At 73.0% G+C, this 23,071-nt stretch carries 26 protein-coding genes; 12 read left to right on the top strand and 14 right to left on the bottom strand.

Annotated features, from left to right (window positions below; genetic code table 11):
* Positions 1–98 precede the first annotated feature (98 nt).
* Positions 99–1,055 carry an RNA polymerase sigma factor SigJ gene (gene sigJ, locus ACPXCB_RS18750; protein WP_425876940.1) on the bottom strand — a complete coding sequence of 319 codons (957 nt, stop codon included), beginning with the start codon at positions 1,053–1,055 and terminating at the stop codon, positions 99–101.
* A 249-nt stretch (positions 1,056–1,304) separates the two neighbouring features.
* Between sigJ and ACPXCB_RS18745 the strand changes: the two genes are divergently transcribed.
* The 3 genes from ACPXCB_RS18745 (at position 1,305) to ACPXCB_RS18735 (ending at position 4,079) form a co-directional block, all read left to right on the top strand.
* Positions 1,305–2,300, top strand: a complete 996-nt coding sequence (locus ACPXCB_RS18745; RefSeq protein ID WP_425876930.1) for a PPK2 family polyphosphate kinase — start codon at positions 1,305–1,307, stop codon at positions 2,298–2,300.
* A gap of 143 nt (positions 2,301–2,443) precedes the next feature.
* Positions 2,444–3,070, top strand: coding sequence for a DUF47 domain-containing protein (locus tag ACPXCB_RS18740; protein WP_088998168.1), 627 nt, complete (start codon positions 2,444–2,446; stop codon positions 3,068–3,070).
* Positions 3,071–3,074: 4 nt separating this feature from the next.
* Entirely contained in the window at positions 3,075–4,079 is a 1,005-nt protein-coding gene (locus ACPXCB_RS18735; protein WP_311411772.1) for an inorganic phosphate transporter, read from the top strand.
* Between the two features lie 43 nt (positions 4,080–4,122).
* Here ACPXCB_RS18735 and ACPXCB_RS18730 read toward each other — a convergent pair whose 3' ends face one another.
* Positions 4,123–5,091 (bottom strand): Gfo/Idh/MocA family protein, encoded by a 969-nt coding sequence (locus ACPXCB_RS18730; RefSeq protein ID WP_425876929.1) that lies wholly within the window; start codon positions 5,089–5,091, stop codon positions 4,123–4,125.
* 70 nt (positions 5,092–5,161) lie between these two features.
* Here ACPXCB_RS18730 and ACPXCB_RS18725 point away from each other — a divergent pair, with 70 nt between their 5' ends.
* Positions 5,162–5,995: an NUDIX hydrolase gene (locus ACPXCB_RS18725; protein WP_425876928.1), complete on the top strand. Its 834-nt coding sequence runs from the start codon at positions 5,162–5,164 to the stop codon at positions 5,993–5,995.
* A 91-nt stretch (positions 5,996–6,086) separates the two neighbouring features.
* Here ACPXCB_RS18725 and ACPXCB_RS18720 read toward each other — a convergent pair whose 3' ends face one another.
* From ACPXCB_RS18720 to ACPXCB_RS18685, 8 genes are all read right to left on the bottom strand, one after another.
* The gene (locus ACPXCB_RS18720; RefSeq protein ID WP_358122781.1) at positions 6,087–6,500 is read right to left on the bottom strand and encodes a VOC family protein; all 414 of its coding nucleotides are present in this window, start codon (positions 6,498–6,500) and stop codon (positions 6,087–6,089) included.
* 142 nt (positions 6,501–6,642) lie between these two features.
* Positions 6,643–7,419: a phosphate ABC transporter ATP-binding protein PstB gene (pstB, locus tag ACPXCB_RS18715; RefSeq protein WP_425876927.1), complete on the bottom strand. Its 777-nt coding sequence runs from the start codon at positions 7,417–7,419 to the stop codon at positions 6,643–6,645.
* Positions 7,420–7,439: 20 nt separating this feature from the next.
* Positions 7,440–8,528: a phosphate ABC transporter permease PstA gene (gene pstA, locus ACPXCB_RS18710; RefSeq protein ID WP_425876926.1), complete on the bottom strand. Its 1,089-nt coding sequence runs from the start codon at positions 8,526–8,528 to the stop codon at positions 7,440–7,442.
* The gene (gene pstC / locus ACPXCB_RS18705) at positions 8,525–9,616 is read right to left on the bottom strand and encodes a phosphate ABC transporter permease subunit PstC (RefSeq protein ID WP_425876925.1); all 1,092 of its coding nucleotides are present in this window, start codon (positions 9,614–9,616) and stop codon (positions 8,525–8,527) included. The genes pstA and pstC overlap by 4 nt, the downstream gene beginning before the upstream one ends.
* Positions 9,617–9,668: 52 nt before the next feature.
* Positions 9,669–10,766, bottom strand: a complete 1,098-nt coding sequence (gene pstS, locus ACPXCB_RS18700; RefSeq protein WP_425876924.1) for a phosphate ABC transporter substrate-binding protein PstS — start codon at positions 10,764–10,766, stop codon at positions 9,669–9,671.
* 280 nt (positions 10,767–11,046) lie between these two features.
* Positions 11,047–11,973, bottom strand: coding sequence for a mycothiol synthase (gene mshD, locus ACPXCB_RS18695; RefSeq protein ID WP_425876923.1), 927 nt, complete (start codon positions 11,971–11,973; stop codon positions 11,047–11,049).
* A 112-nt stretch (positions 11,974–12,085) separates the two neighbouring features.
* Positions 12,086–13,015 (bottom strand): polysaccharide deacetylase family protein, encoded by a 930-nt coding sequence (locus ACPXCB_RS18690; protein ID WP_425876939.1) that lies wholly within the window; start codon positions 13,013–13,015, stop codon positions 12,086–12,088.
* 108 nt (positions 13,016–13,123) lie between these two features.
* Positions 13,124–13,843 carry a winged helix-turn-helix transcriptional regulator gene (locus ACPXCB_RS18685; protein ID WP_197697787.1) on the bottom strand — a complete coding sequence of 240 codons (720 nt, stop codon included), beginning with the start codon at positions 13,841–13,843 and terminating at the stop codon, positions 13,124–13,126.
* A 246-nt stretch (positions 13,844–14,089) separates the two neighbouring features.
* On the opposite strand from ACPXCB_RS18685, the gene ACPXCB_RS18680 reads away from it, so the two are divergent.
* From ACPXCB_RS18680 to ACPXCB_RS18655, 6 genes are all read left to right on the top strand, one after another.
* On the top strand, positions 14,090–15,151 hold the full coding sequence (locus tag ACPXCB_RS18680) for a hypothetical protein (protein ID WP_425876922.1): 1,062 nt from the start codon (positions 14,090–14,092) through the stop codon (positions 15,149–15,151).
* Positions 15,152–15,233: 82 nt separating this feature from the next.
* The gene (locus tag ACPXCB_RS18675; protein ID WP_311411780.1) at positions 15,234–16,022 is read left to right on the top strand and encodes an LmeA family phospholipid-binding protein; all 789 of its coding nucleotides are present in this window, start codon (positions 15,234–15,236) and stop codon (positions 16,020–16,022) included.
* Between the two features lie 185 nt (positions 16,023–16,207).
* Positions 16,208–16,285, top strand: a complete 78-nt coding sequence (locus ACPXCB_RS18670) for an Ms5788A family Cys-rich leader peptide (protein ID WP_311202345.1) — start codon at positions 16,208–16,210, stop codon at positions 16,283–16,285.
* Between the two features lie 203 nt (positions 16,286–16,488).
* Positions 16,489–17,337 (top strand): sulfurtransferase, encoded by an 849-nt coding sequence (locus ACPXCB_RS18665; RefSeq protein WP_425876921.1) that lies wholly within the window; start codon positions 16,489–16,491, stop codon positions 17,335–17,337.
* A gap of 3 nt (positions 17,338–17,340) precedes the next feature.
* Positions 17,341–17,664 (top strand): DUF1416 domain-containing protein, encoded by a 324-nt coding sequence (locus ACPXCB_RS18660; protein WP_132230747.1) that lies wholly within the window; start codon positions 17,341–17,343, stop codon positions 17,662–17,664.
* Positions 17,665–17,763: 99 nt separating this feature from the next.
* A complete protein-coding gene (locus tag ACPXCB_RS18655) occupies positions 17,764–18,618 on the top strand; it encodes a hypothetical protein (RefSeq protein WP_425876920.1) in 855 nt (284 codons plus the stop codon).
* A gap of 8 nt (positions 18,619–18,626) precedes the next feature.
* On the opposite strand, the gene ACPXCB_RS18650 is transcribed toward ACPXCB_RS18655, so the two are convergent.
* From ACPXCB_RS18650 to ACPXCB_RS18640, 3 genes are read right to left on the bottom strand one after another with little or no spacing between them, the layout of a single operon-like run.
* On the bottom strand, positions 18,627–20,672 hold the full coding sequence (locus ACPXCB_RS18650; RefSeq protein WP_425876919.1) for a glycogen debranching N-terminal domain-containing protein: 2,046 nt from the start codon (positions 20,670–20,672) through the stop codon (positions 18,627–18,629).
* Positions 20,669–21,049: an SCP2 sterol-binding domain-containing protein gene (locus tag ACPXCB_RS18645; protein WP_132230750.1), complete on the bottom strand. Its 381-nt coding sequence runs from the start codon at positions 21,047–21,049 to the stop codon at positions 20,669–20,671. The genes ACPXCB_RS18650 and ACPXCB_RS18645 overlap by 4 nt, the downstream gene beginning before the upstream one ends.
* Before the next feature lie 54 nt (positions 21,050–21,103).
* A complete protein-coding gene (locus ACPXCB_RS18640; protein WP_425876918.1) occupies positions 21,104–21,478 on the bottom strand; it encodes a DsrE family protein in 375 nt (124 codons plus the stop codon).
* Between the two features lie 12 nt (positions 21,479–21,490).
* Between ACPXCB_RS18640 and mtfM the strand changes: the two genes are divergently transcribed.
* Positions 21,491–21,595 (top strand): small membrane protein MtfM, encoded by a 105-nt coding sequence (gene mtfM / locus ACPXCB_RS18635; protein ID WP_267897534.1) that lies wholly within the window; start codon positions 21,491–21,493, stop codon positions 21,593–21,595.
* Positions 21,592–22,185 carry an FABP family protein gene (locus ACPXCB_RS18630; RefSeq protein WP_425876917.1) on the top strand — a complete coding sequence of 198 codons (594 nt, stop codon included), beginning with the start codon at positions 21,592–21,594 and terminating at the stop codon, positions 22,183–22,185. Before mtfM ends, ACPXCB_RS18630 begins: the two co-directional genes overlap by 4 nt.
* A gap of 15 nt (positions 22,186–22,200) precedes the next feature.
* Here the strand turns inward: ACPXCB_RS18630 and ACPXCB_RS18625 are convergent, their stop codons facing one another.
* Positions 22,201–23,049: an aminotransferase class IV gene (locus ACPXCB_RS18625; protein ID WP_425876916.1), complete on the bottom strand. Its 849-nt coding sequence runs from the start codon at positions 23,047–23,049 to the stop codon at positions 22,201–22,203.
* Positions 23,050–23,071 lie beyond the last annotated feature (22 nt).

Raw genomic sequence — 23,071 nt, 5'->3', positions numbered from 1 at the left:
ACGCTACGTCGCCCGCGAGCTCTACCGACGCCTCGAAACCCCACCCCAACCACTTGACGCGGCATAGGAGCGTCCCGCCGGCACCGGCCCCCGGGCCGTCACCAGCGCGGCGGCCAGCCGTCCTCCTCCGTCAGCAACGGCAGGTCGCCCAGCTTCTCCGGATTCAGCTGGTGGAAGACCCCGGTCACCCGGCCCTCGTCCACCGTGAGGGCGGCCACCACCCGCAGCGGCCGCCCGTCCGAGTGCCGGGTCTCCAGGTGCAGGCCCTCGACGCCGTCGACGAGCACCCGACGGGAGCGCAGCGTCCCGCCGTAGCGCCCGGCACGCCCGAACAGGCCCAGGAGGAAGCGGGCCACCGCGTCGGCCCCGAGCACCGGCCGCCGGGCCGCCGGGAAGTGGCCGCCGCTGTCGCCGATGGCGACCACGTCCGGGGCGAGCACCCGTACCAGCGCGGCGAGGTCGCCCGACTCGACGGCGGTCACGAAGGCGGCGAGCACGTGACGCTGCTCGACCGCGTCGGCGGTGTGCCGGGGCGCGTCGGGCGCGTGCACCGCCCGGCGGGCCCGGGAGGCGAGCTGGCGGGCGGCGGCGTCGGTCGTACCGAGCACCTCGGCGATCTGGGCGAACGGCACGGCGAAGACGTCGTGCAGCACGAAGGCCACCCGCTGCTCCGGTGCGAGGCGTTCCAGCACCACCAGCAGGGCGGTGCCGACCTGATCGGCGCGGACCGCCCGCTCCGCGGGGTCGGGCGCGAAGCCGTCGGGGCGCGGGCCCTGGTCGAGCGGCGTCACCACCGGCTCCGGCAGCCACTGGCCCGGGTACGCCTCCCGCCGTACCCGCGCCGAGCGGAGCACGTCCAGGCAGATCCGGGCGCAGGTGGTGGTCAGCCAGGCGCCGAGGTGCCGGATCTCGGCGCGGGCCGCCGGGTCGGCGAGCGCGGCGGCGTACCGCAGCCAGGTCTCCTGCACGGCGTCCTCGGCCTCGCTGCGGCTGCCCAACATCCGGTGCGCCACCCCCAGCAGCCGCCCCCGCTCGGCCTCGAACTCCGCCACCATCTCCCGCACGCTGCCCCCGCTCCACTGCCGGGGCGCGTACCGCCCCCGCCCGCCCGCGATTCTCCCGCCCCGACCCCCACACCCCCAAGACCCCCAAGATCGCGTCGATCATGCAGTCGTGGTGCCCCGCGAAACGGGCGATCCAGCGGATTCCGCCCACCAGAAGTGCATGATCGCCGGGGCGGGGCGGGAGGGGGCGCAGGGGGTGGTTGGCGGGCGGGTGGGGTGGATGTGGGTGATGATCCGAGGATGCGAGCGGTTGAGGAAGGCGGCGTGGGCCGGTCCAGCACTGTCGTGGGGCCGGTCGGCGGGACGATTCGGGAACTGCTCCGGGTGGCGCCCGGCGGGGCGGTCGATCTCGGGGCGGTCGATCCCCGGTCGACGCCCGGGCTGCCGGGGCGGGAGGTGACCGGCCCGCAGCGCAAGGAGTGGGCCCGTGGCCAGGTCACGCTGATCGGCGCGGAACTGGGCAGGCAGCAGGAGATGCTCTTCGCCGAGGCCAAGGCCCGGCAGTCGGCCGGACCCGTCGGCGCGGCTGCCGGTGGGGGCGGGTCCGACGCGGCTGCCGGTGGAGCGGGCGGGCGCCGGGTGTTGCTGGTGCTGCAGGCGATGGACAGCGGGGGCAAGGACGGCACCGTCAAGCGGGTGGCCGGCGCGATGAACCCGCTGGGCCTGCACCTCCGCTCGTTCGGCCCGCCCACTCCCGAGGAGTTGCGGCACGACTTCCTGTGGCGGATCCGGCGGGCGCTGCCGCCGCCCGGGTACGTGGGGGTCTTCAACCGCTCGCACTACGAGGACGTGCTCGTGGCGCGCGTCGAGTCGCTGGTGCCCGAGTCGATCTGGCAGGCCCGGTACGACGAGATCAACGCGTTCGAGCGGGAGCAGGCCGAGGCCGGGGTGGCCCTGGTGAAGGTGTTCCTGCACATCTCGTACGCTGAGCAGGGCCGGCGGCTGCTGGAGCGGCTCGACGAGCCGCGCAAGCACTGGAAGTACGATCCCTCGGACGTCGACGCCCGCGCCCGCTGGGACGACTACCAGGCCGCGTACGCCGAAGCCCTGGGCCGGTGCGGCACGGACGCCGCGCCCTGGTACGTGGTGCCGGCGGACCGTAAGTGGTACCGCGACTGGGCCGTCGCGCACCTGCTCCGCGAGACGTTCGACACCCTCGATCTCGGGTATCCGCCTGCCGGTTTCGATGTCCGGCGCGAACGGGAGCGGCTGCTGGGATCGGAGAGAACGGCGTAGGTGAACAACAGGTGAACGACCGGTGAATGTGGCCTGACCTGGGGGAGGCCGCGCGATCCCCGGTTCCGTCGTTTTCTAGCATTCCCAGGCGGGCACCCTCCGGGCGACCGCCACCCTTCCACCGACACGACGAGGTCCGTGCTGTGAAGTTTTCCTTCCGCCCGAACGAGGGCGCCTTCTACGAGCTCTTCACCAGGGCCGCGCAGAACCTGGTTAAGGGCACCGAGCTGCTCAACGAGCTGGCCCTTCCGGGGGTGGAGGTGCAGTCGGTCAGCGAGCGGCTCACCGAGGTGGAGCACGACAGCGACCAGATCACCCACGAGCTGTACAAGAAGATCAACTCAACCTTCATCACGCCGTTCGACCGGGAGGACATCTACCGGCTCGGGTCGCTGCTCGACGACGTGATGGACCACCTCGAAGCGGTCGGCAACCTGCTCTACCTCTACGGCCTGACCAAGCTCCCCTCGCTGCCCCGCGAGATGCACGAGATGGTCAACGTCCTGGACGCGCAGGCGAAGCTGACCGCCGACGCGATGCCGCGCCTGAAGTCGATGAAGGATCTCGAGGACTACTGGATCGAGTGCAACCGGCTGGAGAACGACGGCGACCAGGTGTACCGGATGCTGCTGGTCCGCCTCTTCTCCGGCGAGTACGACGCGCTGACCGTGCTGAAGATGAAGGAGGTCGCCGACGAGCTGGAGGCCGCCTGCGACGCCTTCGAGCACGTGGCCAACACCGTCGAGACCATCGCGGTCAAGGAGTCCTGATCCTGTGAGTCCCGAACTCATCGCCGTGCTGGCGGTGATCGCGGTGGCGTTGGCGTTCGACTACACCAACGGCTTCCACGACGCCGCCAACGCGATCGCGACCAGCATCTCCACGCGGGCGCTCACACCCCGGGTGGCCCTGGCCATGGCGGCGGTCGGCAACTTCATCGGCGCCCACTTCGGCGCCGAGGTGGCCAAGACCGTCGGCAGCGGCCTGGTGAAACTACCCACCGGCACGGCGAGCCTCGGCATCGTCTTCGCTGGCGTGATCGGCGCGATCGTCTGGAACCTGGTCACCTGGTACTTCGGCCTGCCGTCGTCCTCGTCGCACGCGCTGATCGGCGGCCTGGTCGGCTCGACCGTCGCCGCGTCCGGCACGGTGCTCTGGACCGGCATCGGGGAGAGCGTGATCATCCCGATGGTCCTCTCGCCGATGGTCGGCTTCGTGCTCGGCTACGTCGTCATGATCGCCGTGCAGTGGATCTTCCGGAAGGGGCACCCGGGCCGGCTCAACCGTGGCTTCCGCTGGGCGCAGACCGCGTCCGCCGCCGCCATGTCGGTCGGCCACGGCATGCAGGACGCCGCCAAGACCATCGGCATCGTGGTGCTCGCCCTCTACGTCGGCGGCTACCAGGACGACCCCAGCTTCATCCCGGAGTGGGCGTTCTGGACGTCGGCCGCCGTGCTGGCCGCCGGCACGTACGCCGGTGGCTGGCGGATCATCCGGACCCTGGGCCGGAAGATCATCGACCTCCGGCCGCCGGAGGGCTTCGCCGCCGAGACCGTCGCCAGCGGGGTGCTCTACTTCAACGCGCTGGTCCTCGGCGCGCCGATCTCGACGACCCACACGATCACCTCGGCGATCATGGGCGTCGGCGCCACCAAGCGGCTCTCCGCCGTCCGGTGGGGCGTGGCCGGCAACATCGTCGGGGCGTGGATCCTCACCTTCCCGGCCGCCGGCTCGATCGGCGCCCTGATGTACTTCCTGGTCCGCCCGCTCTTCAGCTGACGTACGCGAAGGGGCCCCTCCTCGACGAGGGGCCCCTTTCCCGTCAGGAGTAGTCGACGCCGATCTGGGCCCGGATGGTGTCGAGGAGCGCCATCACCTCCAGCGTCGCGGCGTGGGGGACCAGTGGGCTCTCCAGAAGGCCCTCGGCGAGGCAGCGCTGGACCTCTGCGGCCTCGTACTGGTAGCCGCCGCCGACCAGTTCACCGGTGACCGTCTCCGGCTCGGCGCCGGCCCGGTGCAGGGTCACCGAGCCGGGGCGGAAGAACAGCTCGGGCAGGTCGATCCGCCCGGCGGTGCCGGTGACGGCGGCGGTCACCGGGGTCGCCCCGACCAGGCCGCAGGTCAGCGTGGCCACCGCGCCCGAGTCGTAGCCGAGGACGATCCCGGTGTTCTCGTCGACCCGCTCGGGGCTGAGCTTCGCCCAGGACCGGACGTGGTCGGGCACGCCGAGCAGCAGGTGGGCCAGGCTGACCGGGTAGACGCCGAGGTCGAGCAGGGCGCCGCCGCCGAGCGTACGGGCCCGCAGCCGGTGCTCCGGCGGGAACGGCCCCGCCAACCCGAAGTCGGCCCGCACGTTCGTCACCGCGCCGATCGCCCCGTCCGCGACCAGCTCGCAGACCCGGCGGATCAGCGGATTCGTCCGCATCCACATGGCCTCCATGAGGAAGACCCCGGCCGCGCGGGCGGTGTCGACCAGCTCCACGCTGGTCGCCAGGTCGAGGGTGAACGGCTTCTCCAGCAGCACCGCGCGGCCGGCCGCGAGGCAGGTCAGGGCCGCCTGGTGGTGCGCGGCGTGCGGGGTGGCGACGTAGACGACGTCCAGCTCGTCGTCCGCGGCGAGTTCCGCCCAGGAGGCGTACGCGCGCGGCACGCCGTGCCGGGCCGCAAACCGTTGCGCGCTCTCGGCGGTACGTGAGCCGACCGCCACCAGTTCGGCGCCCGGCACCAGCCGGAGGTCCTCGGCGAAGCGGGCGGCGATCTGGCCGGTGGACAGGATGCCCCAACGAGTCATGGCGGCCACGCTAGCGAAGATCACCGGACGTCGGCGTGGTCATCCACCCGTCGGGAACTAGGCTCGGCGCATGACGATCGACGCCGACGGCTTCCCCGCACCCCCGGCGCTCGTGGCGCACGCCCGCCGGTTCCACGCCGAGGGCGGCACCCCGGCCCCGCCCCGGGTCGCGGCGACCGTCCTGCTGCTCCGCCCCGCCGGCGACGACTTCGAGGTGTACCTGATCCGACGGGTCGCCGCGATGGCCTTCGGCGGCATGTACGCCTTCCCCGGTGGCGGGGTCGACCCCTCGGACTCGCAGGCGCACCTGGACTGGGCCGGCCCGACGCCGGCCGGGTGGGGTGAGCGGCTGGGGCTGGCCCCGGAGGCCGCCCAGGCGGTCGTCTGCGCCGCGGCCCGGGAGGTCTTCGAGGAGGCCGGGGTCCTGCTCGCCGGCCCCGACACGCAGGCCGTGGTCGGCGACGTGAGCGGCGACGACTGGGAGGCCGACCGGGTGGCGCTGGAGCAGCGCCGGGGCGGCTTCGCGGACCTGCTCGCCCGGCGCGGGCTCACCCTCCGGTCGGACCTGCTGCTGCCGTGGAGCCGGTGGATCACGCCGGAGTTCGAGCCGCGCCGCTTCGACACGTACTTCTTCGTGGCGCTGCTGCCGGAGGGGCAGCGGACCCGGGACGTCTCCGGGGAGGCCGACCACACCCTGTGGGTCCGCCCGGCGGACGCCCTGGCCCGGGCGGAGGCCGGCGAGCTGACCATGCTCCCGCCCACCCTGGTGAACCTGGCCCAGGTGGCGGCCGGCGGCGACCTGGCGGGCGTGGCCCGCGCGGCGGCGACCCGGGACGCGTCGACCCCGGTCACCCCGCGCCTCGACGTGCCCGACGACGGCGAGCCCCGCTTCGTGCTGGCCTGACCCGTTACGGATCCTGGCAGGAAGCGGCCCCGGGAAGGGCCGGTTCCTGCCAGGATCTCTCAGCGGACCAGGGCCGGGGAGGGCGGCGGCGCTAGGCCACGAAGATGCAGAACGGGTGACCGGACGGATCCGCGAAGACGTACAGCGGCTCGTCGGGGTCGTCGGTCCGGTCGATCAGGAGTTTCGCGCCCAGGGCCTCCGCCCGCGCACGCTGCCTCTCCAGCTCGGACGCGTCCGGGACCGTGAAGTCGAGGTGCAACTGCATCGGCACGTCGTGCCGGGGCCAGGTGGTCCGAGGCAGGCGGTCGACGAGTTGGAAGGCGAGCTGGGCCGCCCCGTCGGAGTCTCTGAGCACGAGCCAGTCCCGGTCGTCGGCCGTCCCGTCCGTCGGCGGTTCGTCACCGGGCCGGTATCGCAGCCCGAGCAGTTGCCGGTAGAACTCGGCGAGCTCCCGTGGGTTCGTGCTGTCGAGCACGGTGTGCAGCAACCGGGGATATCCAGACATGCCCGTCCTCCGCAGCGACCGGTGGGCGTTTCCGACCCGACCCTAGGGCAGATCCTCCGATGCTGCCGGGTCTGCCGGCGTGGGCGCGGAGAGGAATGGCCCCTTCCTGTCGGGAGAGCGAGAGAAGGGGCCGCCGCACGGCTCAGCCGAAGCGGCCGGTGATGTAGTCCTCGGTCTTCTTCACCCCGGGGTTGCTGAAGATCTTCTGCGTGTTGTCGTACTCGATGAGGCGGCCCGGGTCGCCGGTCTTCTCGATGGAGAAGAAGGCGGTCCGGTCCGAGACGCGGGCGGCCTGCTGCATGTTGTGCGTGACGATGATGATGGTGAACTTGTCCTTGAGCTGGAACATCAGGTCCTCGATGGCCAGCGTGGAGATCGGGTCGAGCGCCGAGCAGGGCTCGTCCATCAGCACCACCTGCGGCTCGACGGCGATGGTCCGGGCGATGCAGAGCCGCTGCTGCTGACCGCCGGAGAGGCCGGCGCCGGGCTTGCCGAGCCGGTCCTTCACCTCGTCCCACAGGTTGGCCGAGCGCAGCGCCTTCTCGGCCGTCTCCTCCAGGATCGACTTCCTCCGGACCCCGTTGAGCCGCAGCCCGGCCACCACGTTCTCGAAGATGCTCATGGTGGGGAACGGGTTCGGCCGCTGGAAGACCATGCCGATCATGCGGCGGACGGCGGTGACGTCCACGTCCCGGTCGTAGATGTCCTGGTCGTCGATGGTGAGGCTGCCCTCGACCCGGGCGCCGGGCAGCACCTCGTGCATCCGGTTGATCGACCGCAGGAAGGTCGACTTGCCGCAGCCGGACGGGCCGATCAGGGCGGTCACCGTCTTCGGCTCGACCGTCAGGTTGATGTTCTCGATCGCCTTGAAGGCGCCGTAGTAGGCGGTGACGCCCGAGGCTTCGATGCGCTTGGCCATGGTGGTGGTACCTCCGGGGTTCATCGGCCGAGCCGGTTGCGACGGGCCAGCAGCTTCGCCGCGACGGTCAGGATCAGCACGAGGGCGACCAGGGTGAGTGCCGCGGTCCACGCCCGTGCCGGCGCGTACCGGGACGCGTCACCGGCCTGCTGGTAGACGAAGAGGGCCAGCGACGACTGGTTGTTCTCGAACGGGTTGAAGTTGATCGCCGCGCCGCCGCCGGCGACGAGCAGCACCGGGGCGGTCTCGCCGGCCGCGCGGGCGATGGCGAGCATGACGCCGGTGACGATGCCCGGCAGGGCGGTCGGCAGTACGACCCGCAGGATGGTCTTCCACTTCGGCACGCCGAGGGCGTACGCCCCCTCGCGCAGCGGCGCCGGGACGAGACGCAGCATCTCCTCGGTGGAGCGGACCACGGTGGGCAGCATCAGCACGCTCAGCGCGAGCGCGGCGGCGAAGCCGGAGAAGCTGGGCCGCCCGTCGTTGAACCACGGCGAGACGATCAGCACCCAGAACGCCAGCACGAACAGGCCGGCGACGATCGACGGGATGCCCGTCATCACGTCCACGAAGAACCGGATCGCGGCGGCGAACCGGCCCCGGCCGTACTCGACGATGTAGATCGCGCAGAGGATGCCGAGCGGGACGGTGATCAGGGCGGCGATGCCGACCTGCTGGAGCGTGCCGACGATCGCGTGGTAGGCGCCGCCGTTCGGGTCCCGTGCGCCGATGTTGTTCATCGAGGTGAGGAAGAAGTCGCCGTCCAGGCGCTCCGCGCCCTTGCTGACCAGCGTCCAGACCACCGAGGCCAGCGGCAGGACGGCCAGCACGAACGCGGAGTGGATCAGCGCGCTCCAGGTGCGGTTGCGGGCCGACCGCCGCCCCTCGACCCGGTTCGCGGCGGCGAACAGGCCGGCCAGGTAGAGCAGCGCGGCGACCACCACGACCAGCACCGGGCCGCCGGTGCCGGTGCCGTACACGAACGCGGCGGCGACCAGCAGGGCGGCTGCGGCGATGGCCGGCGCGGCGTACCTGGGCAGGCGCCGGGCCTTGAGGGTGGGCGGCTGGGCGGGCGGACGGGGCCGGTGCGACGTAACGACTGTGGTCATGCGGCCGACTCCGTGAACTCCCGGCGGCGGTGGATGATCGCCCGCGCCGTGATGTTGACGATCAGCGTGATGGCGAAGAGCACCAGGCCCGAGGCGATCAGCGCGCCCCGCCCGGTGTCGTTCGCCTCGCCGAACGTGTTGGCGATGTTGGCGGCGATGGTGTTGCCGCCGCTGGAGATGAGGTTGAACGAGATGCCGAAGGTGATGCCGAGGGTCATCGCCAGAGCGATGGTCTCGCCGAGCGCCCGGCCCAGGCCGAGCATCACCGCGGCGACGATGCCGGGGCGGCCATACGGCAGCACGGCGGTGCGGATCATCTCCCAGCGGGTGGCGCCGAGGGCGAGGGCCGCCTCCTCGTTGGCGGTCGGGGTCTGCAGGAACACCTCGCGGGAGAGCGAGGTGATGATCGGCAGCACCATGATCGCCAGGACCAGCGCGCCCAGCATGATGGACTTCCCGAACGGGCCGTCGCCGCCGAAGATCGGAATCCAGCCGAAGTACGTGTTCAGCCAGGCGGAGAAGTCGCGTACCGGGTTGATGAAGACGTCGCGGCCCCAGAGGCCGAAGACCACGCTCGGCACGGCGGCCAGCAGGTCGATCAGGAAGCCCAGCGTGGTGCCGAGCCGGCGCGGCGCGTAGTGGGACAGGTAGAGCGCGATGCCCAGGGCCACCGGCACCGCGATCAGCAGGGCCAGCGCGGAGCTGAACACGGTGCCGAAGGCGAGCGCCCCGATGCCGAACTTCGGCTCCGCGTCGTTCGGGAACCAGCCCTCGAAGGTCCAGAAGCTCTCGGTGTTGGCTCCCAGCGCCGGTACCGCCTTGGCGACGAGGAAGACCGCGATCGCGGCGATGACGACCAGGACGGTGGCGCCGGCGCCCAGGGTGAGGGCGCGGAAGGCCCGTTCGGCGCCGAACGCCCGGGCCCGGGGCAGCGCGCCGCCGCCGCCCAACCCGGCTCCGCCCGGCGTACGGGTGCTGACTGGTGCCTCGGCCGGACGCGCCGAGGCACCGGCGGGCCGGTCGTGACCTTCGGTCACGCGCGTCCCGCCGGTGCCGGCGTGGGCCGAGCGGTGGGGGGTTTCACCCATCTGCTCGCTCGCTTCGGGTTGAGGTGGTGGTGACGGTGTCGGTGCGGGCGGCTCAGGCGAGGTTCTTGACCGCGGCCTCGACCTTGGCGCGGACCGTCTCGGGCAGCGGGGCGTAGCCCAGCTCGGTCAGGTCGGCCTGGCCGGCGGTGCTCGCGGCGTGGCCGAGGAAGCCCTTGACCAGCGGGAGCTTGTCGGCGGCGAGGCCCTTGGAGCAGACGATCTCGTAGGTCACCAGGACGATGGGGTAGGCCCCGGCCTCCTTGGTGTTGTAGTCGATCTTCATCTTGAGGTCGTCGCCCTGGCCGACCACCTCGGCGCCGGCGATGGTCTTGCCGGCCGACTCGGCGGTCAGCTCGGCGAACTCGCCCGCGCCGTTGCCGACCTTGGCGGTCTTCAGGCCGCCGTTCTCGGCGTACGACCACTCGACGTAGCCGATGGTGCCGTCCTGACCCTTGATGGCGCTGGCCATGCCGTCGGACTTCGCCGCGCCGGTGCCGCCGGGGGCCTTCCACTCCTTGGCCTTGCCGAACGTCCAGTCGGACGCGGCGGTCTTGGTCAGGAAGTCGGTGAAGTTGTCGGTGGTGCCGGAGGAGTCCGAGCGGTGCACCGCGTTGATGGCGGTCGACGGCAGCTTGGCGTCCGGGTTGTCGGCCTTGATCGCCGGGTCGTCCCACTTGGTCACCTTGCCGGCGAAGATCTTCGCCAGGGTGGCCGGCTTGAGCTGGAGGTTGTCCACGCCGCTGACGTTGTAGGCGATGGCGACCGGGCCGATGACCATCGGCAGGTTGATCGCGGCGCCGCCGACGCACTTGGCGTCGGCCTGCGGCTGCTCCTCCTCCTTGAGGGCGGAGTCCGAGCCGGCGAAGTCGGCGGTGCCGGCGATGAAGGCCTGGATGCCGGCGCCCGAGCCGGACGGCTCGTAGTTGATCTTGGCGCCGGAGCACTTCTGCTGGTAAGCCTTGATCCACTCGTCCATGGCGTTCTTCTGCGCCGACGAGCCCTGGGTGTTCAGCGTGCCGGTGGCGCAGTCGGCGGCGGCCGACCCGGAGGCGCTGCTCGCGGGCTCGTTGTTGTCCGAGCCGCATGCGCTGAGAGCGAGCGTCGCGGTAAGAGCGAGGCAGGCGAGGGTGCCGTGCCGCTGGAGCTTCACCTGAGGGGTTTCCCTTCACGTCTGACTTCGCCCCCGGATTGGGGGCCCGGGGCACCGGCGCTCACCGGCTGATCCAAAAGTTAGGAGCGCCAGGTAGCCGGTTCGCCGGTCGGAAGTGAACGGGGAGTGAACAGGTGCGACAGGGCAGATGACCGCTCGCTGAGGGCGGGTTGTCCGTTCTGTGAACTCGGCTGCCGCTGTCGGAAGTATGGGGATCTTCCGGGGCGGCGGCACGCGCGGCACGGGGCCCGGGCCGTCGCGACCCGGGCCCGTCCCGACGTCAGGCCGGCTGGTAGTTGACGTGCGCCGACCAGCGGGCGAAGCCGAGCCGTTCGTAGAGCGCGACGGCGGCGGCGTTCGACTCGTCGACGTAGAGCATGACCCGGTCCAGGTCCCGCCGGTCCCGCAGGTACGCCAGGCCGGCCGCGGTCAGCGCCCGGCCGAGCCCGCCGCGGTGGGCTGACGGGTCCACGCCGAGGACGTAGACCTCGCCGATCCGGGCCGAGCCCGGTCGTTCGTGGACCTTCGTCCAGTGGAAGCCGAGCAGCCGACCGGTGGACCCGTCGACGGCGAGCAGGAAGCCCTCCGGGTCGAACCACGGCTCGTCGAGGCGTACCCGCAGGTCGGCGGGGGACCAGCGGCCCTGTTCCGGGTGCTCGGCGAAGGCCCGCGCGTTGAGCGCCAGCCACTCCTCGTCGTCGGCGCCGGGCCGGAACGCGCGCAGCGTCACCCCGTCCGGCAGCGGGTGGTCGGGGATCGGGGCGGTCAGCGGGCGGCGCAGCTGCCAGAGCACCCGGGCCCGGCGCAGGCCCAGGTCGACGCCGAGCGCGGCGGCGGAGGGGTGGTCGCCGTGCGCCCAGACCCGCAGCGGGCCGTCGGCCGCCGCCAGGACGCCCTGGGCCAGCGCGCGGCCCGTCCCGCGCCGCCGGTACGCCGGGTGCACCACCAGTTCCACCCCGATCCCCGTGCCCGGGTCGGTGGTGTCCAGGTGCGCGTACCCGGTCAGTGTGCCGTCGTCCGCCCGGGTGGTCAGGTGCACGGCGGGCGCGTTCGGGTCGCGCAGCCGGAGCAGGACGTGCTCGTCGAACGGGTCCGCCCCGTCCGCGTCGCCGGCGACCCGGGCGAGGGTCGTCACGTCGGCGATCTCCGTGGGGCTGAGGCGGTCGGCCCGGGTCACCCGGCCGCTGCTCGCTTCGGGGTTGCTCATGACGTCACCGTAGTCCGGTCGATCCCCGGCGCCGTCGCGCTCGGCCGGCCGCCGGGGCGGTGCGGCGGTCGCCCGGCCGGACCGCCCGTGGTCGGGCCGTCCGCCGGCCGGCTCACGTCCCACCGTCGGGCAGCGCCTCCACCTCGAACCGGCTGGTCAGGTCGGGCAGGATGCGGTGCAGGGCGTCCACCGTGCCCTGCCGGTCGCCGCCGGCGTCGTGCAGCAGCACGATCGAGCCGGGTACGACGCCCGCCACGACCGTCGCCGCGATCCGGGCGGCTCCCGGCAGCTCCCAGTCCGCCGGGTCCACGGTCCAGTGCAGCGGCGTCATGCCGAGTTCGTGGGACACCGACACCACCTGGCCCGTCCAGGCGCCGCCGGGCTGCCGGTAGTACGCGATCGGCGCGTTGGGCACCGCCGCCCGGATCGCCTCGCTGGTGCGCAGCAGGTCCGCCCGGATGACGGCGGGCGACCGGCGGCCGAGGTCGACGTCGTGGTTCCAGCTGTGGTTGCACAGGGTGTGCCCGTCAGCCGCGATGGCCCGGATGAGGTCCGGGTGGCGCTGCGCGTTCTCGCCGACCACGCAGAAGGTGGCCCGCACCCGGTGCTCGCGGAGCAGGGCGAGCACCTGCGGCGTGTACTGCGGGTCCGGCCCGTCGTCGAAGGTCAGCGCGACCAGCGAGGTGCCGCTGGTGGTCTGCGCGCCGAACGGCCCGTCGGCCGGCCCCGGCGACGGCGTGCCGTCAGGGCTGGCGCCGCCGTCCTGCCCGGCCTCCGCCGGGCTGGTGCTCGGCTCGCCCTCCGGGGTGCGGCGCGGAGTGTCCTTCGTCGGCGGCTGGTCGGCGTAGTGCGGGCCGGTGGCGCTGGTGGTCACGCTGGACCGGGACGTCGACGGGTCGGGGACCAGGCTGCGCCCGAGGGCGTACGCGGAACCGAGCAGCGCGGCGACCACCAGCGTGACGAGCCCGATGGTGCGCGCGGCCGAGGGATCCCGGATCAGTGGGCCCCACCGTGTCCATCCGCCGCCGCCCCCGTGGTCGATGCGCACTCCGCTGCCCCCTTTTATGTCGCAAACCCGGCAGTCAGAATAGAACCGGCGAGCTGCGCAAAAAGGGCATATGCGAAACCGTCCCTGAAAGGGCGGGGGAGGTCAGACCGGCAGGGGCGCGTGCTCGCTCTCCGGCAGGGACCGCGAGGGCGGTACGACGAACTTGTAACCCACCTGCCGCACCGTGCCGATCATCGACTCGTACTCGGAGCCGAGCTTGGCGCGCAGCCGCCGGACGTGCACGTCGACGGTGCGCGTGCCGCCGAAGTAGTCGTAGCCCCACACCTCGCGCAGGAGCTGGTCCCGGGTGAACACCCGGCCCGGGTGCTGGGCCAGGAACTTCAGCAGCTCGAACTCCTTGTAGGTGAGGTCGAGCGGCCGGCCCTTGAGCTTCGCGGCGTAGGTGTCCGGGTCGATCGTCAGCTCCCCGGCGCGGATCGAGCCGCCGGCCCCGGAGGTGGCGTTGCTCAGCCGCCCGACGGCGAGCCGCAGCCGGGCCTCCACCTCGGCCGGCCCGGCGGCGGCGAGGATGACGTCGTCGACGCCCCAGTCGGCGTTGAGCGCGATCAGGCCGGCCTCGGTGACCACCGCGACCAGGGGCACCCCGAGCCCGGTGGCGTGCAGCATCCGGCAGGTCGCCCGGGCCTCGCTGAGCTCGGAGCGGGCGTCGACCAGCACCGCGTCCGGACTGGGGCCGGCGACCAGGGTGCGGACGTCGCGTGGCGCGGTGCGGACCGAGTGCGGCAGCAGGTCGAGCGCCGGCAGCACTGCGGATGGTTCCCCTGCGCGCGCGGTCACCAGCAGCAGGATCTCCACGATCACCTCCGTCCCGGCGGCCGTCGGCCGCGCGCGACCAGCGCACTCCGTGGCGGGGCGTGACGCTGATGAACTTGCGTGGGTCCCGGCGTCGCTGACGGGCGGGTAACGGCTTGAGCGTAACCGAAGGCCCCGGTCGCGCCTCCGAGTCCTTTCCTGTTTGCCCGGCTTGCCCCTGATCGTGACCCCAGGTTTTAACGTTGCCGAAACCGTGGCCCCCGCGTCGGCCGCCGGGTCTGGCACGATCGGGGCGTGTTTCCCTCCAGCTCGCCCGAGACCGGCCGCGACCAGTGGCCCGATGGGCCCCGCCCCGGGCCGTCCGGCCCGTCCCGTGGCCAGCCGCCGGCGCCGCGCACCGGGCCGGCCCCCGACGACGACGGCGAGCGCCGGGAGCGCAGCGGCCCGCGCCGCGCCCGGCGGGCCGGTGAGCCGGCCCGCCGGCCCGACGACGAGCCGGACGACGAGCCGGACGAGGAGCTGGTGGAGCCGGTCGAGGTGCGCCGCCCGCTCGCGCTGACCGTCGCCGGGTTCGCCGCGCTGCTCGGGGTGGGTCTGGTGCTCGGGGCGCAGACCGCCGGCCCGGGGCACCGCCTGCCCTTCGCGTTCGTCGTCTTCGGCGTGCAGTTGCTCTTCGTGCTGGCCTGGACGATGGCCATGCGACCGCCCGCGCTGCTGCTGGTGGCCGCCGTCAGCACCGGCGCCGCGGTGGCGGCCGACACCGCGGCCGTGCAGACGGACGTCGCCGGCCTGGCGCCGCTGGGCTACGTCGCGGCGGGCGGCTTCGCCCTCGGGGTGCTCGGCCAGCTCGTCCGGCGGGTCGACCGGGTGCGGGTGACCGACTCGCTCGGCAGCACCCTGCTGATCGTGGTCGGCGTCGTCGCCTTCGCCACCCTGATCGTGCTCAGCCGGATCCCGGCGGGCACCCAGGCCATCACGGTGTGCCTCACCGCCAGCGCGGTCGCGCTCACCGTCGCCCGGCTGACCGACGCGGTCGCGCCGTGGCCGCGGCTGGCCCCCCAGGTGCCCCGGGGCGCGGCCGGCGTGGTCGCCGGCGCGATGGTCGGCACGCTGGTCAGCGCCGGACTCGGCAGCTACCTGGTGACGCCCTTCACCCCGACCCGCGCCGCGATCATCGGGCTGGTCGCGGCGGTCACCGCCGTGTTGGCCGACCTTGCCGTGGGCTACGCCGAGGCGGGCCGGCTGATGGCGGGGGAGCCGCCGACCATGTGGGTGGCCCGGCACATGCAGGGGCCCCTCGGTGGCTTCGCCCTGGCCGCGCCGGCCGCGTACGCCATGTGCAAGCTCGTTCTCTGACGCGGCGGTTGAGCTTTTCCCCGATCGGGTACCACCGGTGGGCCGCTTCGCGGCACCCTCGGCACTGACGACAGGAGGCGGTGTGGCGCACGACGACACGTACGAGGAGCGGCCCCGGCGACGCGGGCGCAAGGTGCTCATCACCCTCGTCGTGCTGCTGCTGGTCCTGGGCGGACTGATCGTGGTGGCCGACCGGGTAGCCGTGGGGGTGGCCGAGCGGGCCATCGCCGACCAGGTCCGGCAGGAGATCGCCAAGCAGGGGGCGCAGTCCTCGCCGCCGAAGGTGGAGGTCGGCGGGGTCCCGTTCCTCACCCAGGTGCTCGACGGCCGGTACGAGCGCATCTCCATCGCGCTGCGCGACGTGCAGGGCTCGGTGCGCGGCGACGCGGTCGCGCTGCCGAAGCTCGACGTGGACGCCCGCAACGTGCGCGCCTCGCTCGACACCATCCGCTCGGGGCAGGGCGACGTGGTCGCCGAGACGGTCGACGGGACGGGCACCATCAGCTACGACAGCCTCGCCAAGCTGCTCGACCGGCCGGGGCTGACCCTCGGCGAGCAGAACGGCCGGCTGGCCGTCACCGCCCCGGTCGACATCCTCGGCCAGCGGCTCACCGTGACCGGCACCGCCGACATCACGGTCGGCAAGGAGGGGCAGGTGGCGCTGAAGTTCAACGACCTGAACGCCGACGGCCTGCCGAACCTGCCGCTGGCCCGGACGCTGCTCAGCAACTACGCCCGCAGCATCTCCATCGACGTGCCCCTGCCCGAGCTGCCGTTCCAGCTCGCCGTCCGGGAGGTCCGGCCGCTGCCCGAGGGGCTGGCCGTCACCGCGGACGCCCGGAACGTGCCGATCAACTCCGCCGCCGGCTGACCGACCCGACCGATCCACCGCCTCCGGCCCGCCCGCGCCCGCGCCTGCCGGTCAGGAAGGGCCCCTTCCTCTGCCGATTGCGATGGGAAGGTGCCCTTCCTTGCACCCCGGGCTACCAGTACGCGCGTCCCGGATGCTGGTCGGCCCCCTGGTATGCCCGCCCCCGGCTGGTAGGCTCCCTGCTCATGGGGACGCTCCTCACCAAACGGCGCGCGGTCGACCTGTGCCGCGTGGCCACCTGCCTGTGTCGCCCCGTCATCTGACGGCGGGGCTGTCCTCGGCCGCCTAGCGGCCACCGGCACACAGGGATCTTTCTTCTCCCGTGCTCTCTTTCAACGCCCGGCAGCGGCGCCGTCGCACGAACCCGTGATCCGTCCATACGGTGGATCCCGCGCGTGGTGCGATCGTCACGACTTTCGATGCCCTCGTGCTGGTTCACCATCCATCCTCACCAGGGAGTGATCTGATGAGTCGCGACACCGCACTCGTCTCGGCCGAATGGGCCGAGAAGAACCTCGACGCCCCGGGCGTCGTCTTCGTCGAGGTCGACGAGGACACCTCGGCCTACGACACCGGCCACATCGCCGGCGCGATCAAGCTGGACTGGAAGACCGACCTCCAGGACCAGGTGCGCCGGGACTTCGTCAACAAGAGCCAGTTCGAGGCGCTGCTCTCCGAGCGGGGCATCAGCAACGACGACACCGTCATCCTCTACGGCGGCAACAACAACTGGTTCGCCGCGTACGCGTACTGGTACTTCAAGCTCTACGGCCACCGCGACGTGAAGCTGCTCGACGGCGGTCGCAAGAAGTGGGAGCTCGACGCCCGTCCGCTGGTCCGGGACGCGGTGAGCCGCCCGGCGACGCAGTACGTGGCGCAGGAGCCGGACACCTCGATCCGGGCCTTCCGCGACGAGGTGGTGGCCGCCATCGGCACCAAGAACCTGGTCGACGTGCGCAGCCCCGACGAGTTCGCCGGCCGGCTGCTCGCCCCCGCCCACCTGCCGCAGGAGCAGGCGCAGCGGGCCGGGCACATCCCCACGGCGATCAGCGTGCCGTGGTCCAAGGCGGCCAACGAGGACGGCACCTTCAAGTCCGACGACGAGCTGCGCAGGATCTACGCCGACGCCGGGCTGGACGACGGCCGCGAGACCATCGCGTACTGCCGGATCGGCGAGCGCTCCTCGCACTCCTGGTTCGTGCTCCAGGAGCTGCTCGGCCACCGCAACGTGAAGAACTACGACGGATCCTGGACCGAGTACGGCTCGCTGGTCGGCGTGCCGGTCGCGCTCGGCGACGAGCCCGGGGAGGCCTGAGCCATGACCGCACCCACCGCTGCCGGCTGCGCCGCGCCCGACCAGGCCGCCCCGCTGCCCGCGAGTCTGGACCTGGAGAAGGAAACCGTGATCACCGGCGTCGTCCGCTCCGACGCGGGCGAGGCCGTCCCGGGCGCGTACGTCCGGCTGCTCGACTCGACCGGTGAGTTCACCGCCGAGGTGGTGACCTCGCCGGCCGGCCAGTTCCGGTTCTTCGCCGCGCCGGGCGCCTGGACCCTGCGGGCGCTCTCCCGGCACGGCAACGGCGACACCGCCGTGACCGCCGCCCGGGGCATCAACGAGGTCGCCGTCACGGTCGCCTCCTGACCCTCCCACGCTCTGATCGGCCCGTGGCCCGTCGCCTTCGCAGGTGGCGGGCCGCGACCGTCTCCGGGCGCGGTCGACCGGCGTGACACGATTGCCCCCGTGAACGGCGTGGAAGCGGCGGGGCAGGCCCCGCCTACCGGTCCCGATCGGCCGGCGGCCCCCCGACGACGGCTGCCCTGGCTGCTCGCCGGCACGGTGGCGTGGGCGGCGCTGCTGGCGGCGCTGACCTGGCTCTCGGTGCGCGACGATCCGCCGACCGTCCGGGAGCAGCGCACCCTGACCGAGGCCGGTCGGGTCGTCGACCGCGCGGTCGGCGCACTGGTCGCGGCGGCCGGCGACACCGCCGTGCTGACCCCGCCCGTGGTCGATCGGGGCTGCCGGGTCACCCCGTTCGCCGCCGGCGCCGACCTGTCGCGCGGGGTGGACGTCTTCGTCGCGACGGGCGGGGAGGCGACGCTGTTGGCGCAGGTCGCCGACCGGCTGCCGGCGGACTGGCGGGCCGGGGTCCGGGTCACCTCGGACGGTCCCCGGTTGCGCGCCGACGCGGGCGAGTTCGTCACCGTCTCCGGCGGAGTCGCGGGGGACGGCCGGGTCCGGCTGACCGTCGACACCGGCTGTCGGCCGGTGGGCGACGGCTACGACGTACCCGCGACCGGTGCCGCCGGTGCGGAGGCGGACGCCCTGGAGGAGGCCCTGCGGGCCCTGGGGGCTCCGGCCGGTCCGGCCCTCCAGGTGGTCACCGCGCCCTGCCCCGGCGGCGGCTCCGCCCGCTCCGCGCGTTCCGCCGGTGTCCCGGCCCCCGCGTCCCCGGCCGCGTCCCTGGCCCCCGTCACCCGCCTTCCGGTGCTGAACGACCCGCAGGCGTACGCCTACCGTCGGGGCCCGGTGACCGTCGTCGCCGACCTCTCGGGCGACCGGGTCGTCGTCTCGGCCAGCACCGGCTGCCCTGCCTGAGCCGTGGGTCAGTGGTCGTGCGGGGCGCGGCTGCGGCCCAGGGCGTCGACGTGGCCCCAGCGGCCGGGGATGTCGAGCAGCTCGATCCGCCCCATCCCCTCGGGCACGGCGGGGTTGATGATCAGGTGGTCGCCCTGCGGCTCCAGGCCCAACATCACCCGGAGCAGCAGCAGCGGCGTACCCGCCGACCAGGCCTGCGGGCTGCACGCGGTGGGGTACTCCACCGGGTAGTCGGTGAGGTCCCGCTCGTAGCCGGCGAAGGCCTCCGGCAGCCGCCCGCCGAAGAACGGGGACGCGGCCAGCATGGCCTCGCAGATCTGCCCGGCCTCCCGGCGGAAACCGTACCGCCACAGCCCCCAGGCGATGATCGAGTTGTCGAACGGCCACACCGTCCCGACGTGGTAGCCGACGGGGTTGTAGCGCCCCTGGTCGTCGGCCAGGGTGCGGACGCCCCAGCCGGAGTAGAGCCGCGGCCCCATCAGGTGTTCGGCGATCCGCCCGGCCCGCGACTCGTCAACGATGCCGCTCCACAGCAGGTGCCCGATGTTGGAGGTGAGGGCGTCCACCTGCCGGCCGTCGGCGTCCAGGGCGAGCGCGTAGTACTCCCGTTCCGGGATCCAGAAGTCCCGGTTGAACCGTAGCTTCAGCTCGGCCGCCTCCCGCTCCAGCCGGTCGGCGTACGCGGGGTCGCCCCAGAACTTCCGGGCCAGCCGGGCGCCGCGGATCTTCGCGTCGTACGTGTAGCCCTGGAGTTCACAGGTGGCGCGGGGGAAGCCGGGGAACCGGCCGTCGCGGTACGAGATCGAGTCCCAGGAGTCCTTCCAGCACTGGTTCGCCAGCCCGGTCTGCGGGTTGCGGGTCTGGTACCAGAGGTAGCCGGTGCCGAGCAGGTCCCCGTACGTGTCGATCCAGGCGAGGGCGGCCCGGGTCTGGGCCTCCAGTCCCCGTACCAGCCGGTCGTCGCCGGTCCACCGCTCGTACTCGTCGAGCAGGATGACGAACAGTGGCGTCGAGTCCGCCGAGCCGTAGTACGGCGAGTGGGGCTGCTCCTCGAAGCCCGCCGTCTCGCCGTAGCGCAGCTCGTGCAGGATCTTGCCCGGCTCCTCGTCCCGGAAGTCGTCGATCCGGTGCCCCTGGAGGCCGGCCAGCATCATGAGGGTCGGCGGGATCAGCTCCGGCAGGAAGGGCACCACCTGGAGCGAGGTGATGATGCTGTCCCGGCCGAACAGCGTCATGAACCACGGCAGGCCGGCGGCCACCAGGCGTACGCCGAGGGTGATCGACTCGTAGCGCAGCGCCGCCAGGTCGCGGAGGCTCTGTCGGTACGCCCCGCCCAGCGGCTCGCAGTCGCAGCCGAGCTTGGGCGCCCGGGCGACGAGCTCGTCCTGCTCGGCCCGGATCGCGTCCGGGCCGCGACTGCCCCCGTACTGCGGGAGGTTGGCCCGGATGTCCTCGCCGCGCGCGCCGTAGACGACGGTCGACACGTGCAGCCGCGTCGTCCACTCACCGCGCGGGCCGACCCGGACCCGGTAGGTCATGCCGGAGATCTCGATGTGCGCGGGCACGCTGGTGCGGATGACCGTCTCGCGGTGGAACCTGTCCCGGCGGTAGGTCAGGCGCAGCTCGTTCTCGCCGACGGTGGCGGTGGAGTGGCCCTCCTTGCGCCGGACGTGCTTGATCTCGAACAGGTCCGCGAAGTCGGCGCCCATGTCGAGGTGGACGACGAACTCCATCTCCTCGCCGGAGTGGTTGAGCAGGGTCAGCTCCTCCTCGAAGCTGCCGCCGATGGTCCGGCTGCGGATCATCGAGACCTTCGCGTCCAGGTAGTGCGTCGGTTCGCCGGGCACGAGGAAGAAGCGGGTGCGAAAGGACTCCGCGGTGTCGGCGGAGAGGGCGTGCAGCCGTTCGCCGTCGAGGGTCAGCAACCAGGTGGAGAGGTGCCGGGTGTCGAACGAGAAGAGCCCGGTCGGGAAGTCGAGGGACGGCTCGATGTCGCCGCGACTGTCGCTGACCAGGAAGGTGTTGCCGTCCAGGATGCTGACCAGCTGCTTCACGGCAGCCGCCCGGCCTGTCTGCGGGCGACCGTGCGGGGGTCCCGGGTGCCGGGCGGGTCGGGGAAGAACCGGTGGAACAGCAGGAAGAGCACGACGTCGCCGCTGAAGCTGCTCTCGTTGCGCAGCACCGACGAGATCGCCTGGGCCCGGCCGGTGACGAGCCGGTCGAACAGGTCCGCGCTGGTGTACCAGATCGCGTCGGCGGGCCCCCGGTCGCGGCTCACCTCGATCTCGCCCGGACGGAGGCGGACCAGCCAGTGCACCGTCTGGCCGCCTTGCGCGAGGTCGATCTGCATCGTCCCGCTGACCGGGCTGACCAGCACCTCGGGGGCGCGCGCCGGCAGTGATTCGAAGAATCGCTCCGTCGCCTCGGTCACACCCGAATCGTAGGCATCTGCCCGACCTGTCGGGCCGGTATCGGCGGGCGGCGGTCAGTAGACCAGGGCCTGGGCCCCTTCGGCCGTCGCCTCCTCGACGAAGACCGCGGCGCCGGCGATGCGGACGCCCGGCAGCACGTCGTCCGGCCCGATGTCCCGCCGGGCGGCGCACTGCGTGCAGGCGGTCACCGTGCCGGTGGTGAGGATCACGTGCAGCAGCTCGGCGAGCGGGGCCGAGTGCGGCAGCTCGAACTCCTGCGCGCGGCCGGGCAGCGCGAACCAGGTCGACTCCCCGGTCAGCCAGAGCGACACGTGCACCCCGGCGGCGGCCGCGGTGGCGGCGACGGTGAATGCCTGGGCGCACCGCTCCGGGGCGTCCGCGCCGGCGGTGGCCTTGACGACGAGAGTGCGGGCCATGGGGCCCAGCATAGGATGGTCACGATGGTTACCGAGATCGGGTTCGTCAGCCTGCTGGTCGCCGGCCTGGGCGCGCTCGCCGGTGGCCTGGTCTACCTGGCCGTACGCATATCGAGAGGACGCTGGTGAGCGACGAGAACCCCCTGCAGCCGCCGCCGTGGCTGAACGCGCCGCCGGTCGACTCGTATCCCTACGAGGAGAGCCACGACCTGCGCGTCGGCCCGAAGCTGCATCCCACGCTGGACGGCCTGCTGCCGTACGTCGGGGTGTGGCGCGGTCGGGGGCGGGGTGGCTTCCCCACCATCGACGACTTCGACTTCGCGCAGGAGATCCGGATCAGCCACGACGGCCGGCCGTTCCTGTTCTACGAGTCGCGCGCCTGGCTGCTCGACGACCAGAGCCGCCCGGTCCGCCCGGCGGGTCGCGAGGTCGGCTGGTGGCGGCCGGTGATGGACGGCGACCGGGTCACCGACGAGCTGGAGGCGCTGATGAGCGTCCCCACCGGGGTGATGGAGCTGCACATCGGCAAGCGCAAGGCCACCCAGATCGAGTTCGTCACCGACGCGGTGGTCCGCACGGCGACCGCCAAGGAGGTCACCGCCGGTCACCGCCTCTTCGGCATCGTCGAGGGCGCGCTGCTCTACGCCCAGGAGATGGCCGCCGTGGGCCATGGCCTCTCCCCCCACCTCTCCGCCCGCCTCACCCGGGTGGCCGGCTGACCCTCCTTCCGGGGGTCACGGGCGGGGAAAGCCCAGGAGCGCCTGGAGGGCGGGGGTGTGCGCGCAGCGGCGCAGCGGGTCGGCGTCCAGGGTGCGGATCTCCGCGAGGCCACGGACGGACGAGCTGAGCCAGACGCCGTCGGCGGTACGCAGCTCGGCCGGGGTGACCAGGCGCTCCTCGGCGCGCAGGCCGAGCGCGTGGGCGTGCCCGAGGAGCCAGGCGGCGGTCACGCCCGGCAGGATGCCGGTCTCGGCGGCGGGCACCGTGCAGAGGGTGTCACCGGCCAACCAGACCAGGTTGGCCGTGGGCCCCTCCAGCGCGTACCCGTCGGAGGAGACCCAGAGCGCGTCGTCCACGCCGGCGCGGGCGATCCACCGGCGGGCGGCGGTGCTCACCGCGTACGAGATGGACTTGACCCCGGCCGGCAGCCAGTCGAGTTCGGCGCGGGCCCGCGCCGCGACGCCGAGCGGCAGGGTCGCCACGGTGATCCCGTCCCGGCGCGCCGCCCGGGTCGCCGCCGGCACCTCGCCCAGCGTGGCGTAGCCGGTGGGCGGGCCCCCGCCCTCCGGGCCCCGGGTGCAGACCAGGCGCAGCGCCCCCTCCACCTCGGCGGGCCAGCCGGCGCGGACGGCGTCCAGCAGTTCGACCAGCACGGCGGCGGCGGGCAGCATCAGGTCGACGGCCGCCGCCGCCCGGGCGAGCCGGGCCAGGTGCGCGTCGCGCAGCCACGGCCGCCCGTCCCGCAGGTGCATCGTCTCGAAGAGCCCGTCGCCGTGCAGCACGCCCCGGTCGTCGCCGCGCAGCACCGGCTCGCCGGGCGGCACCAGCCCGCGACCCGGCACGGCGATCCTCGACACCACCATGACCGCCGAGCCTAGCGGCGGG

The sequence above is a fragment of the Micromonospora sp. DT62 genome, assembly GCF_049847285.1.
Lineage (GTDB): Bacteria > Actinomycetota > Actinomycetes > Mycobacteriales > Micromonosporaceae > Micromonospora > Micromonospora reichwaldensis.
This window is presented reverse-complemented; position numbering and strand designations above follow the sequence as displayed.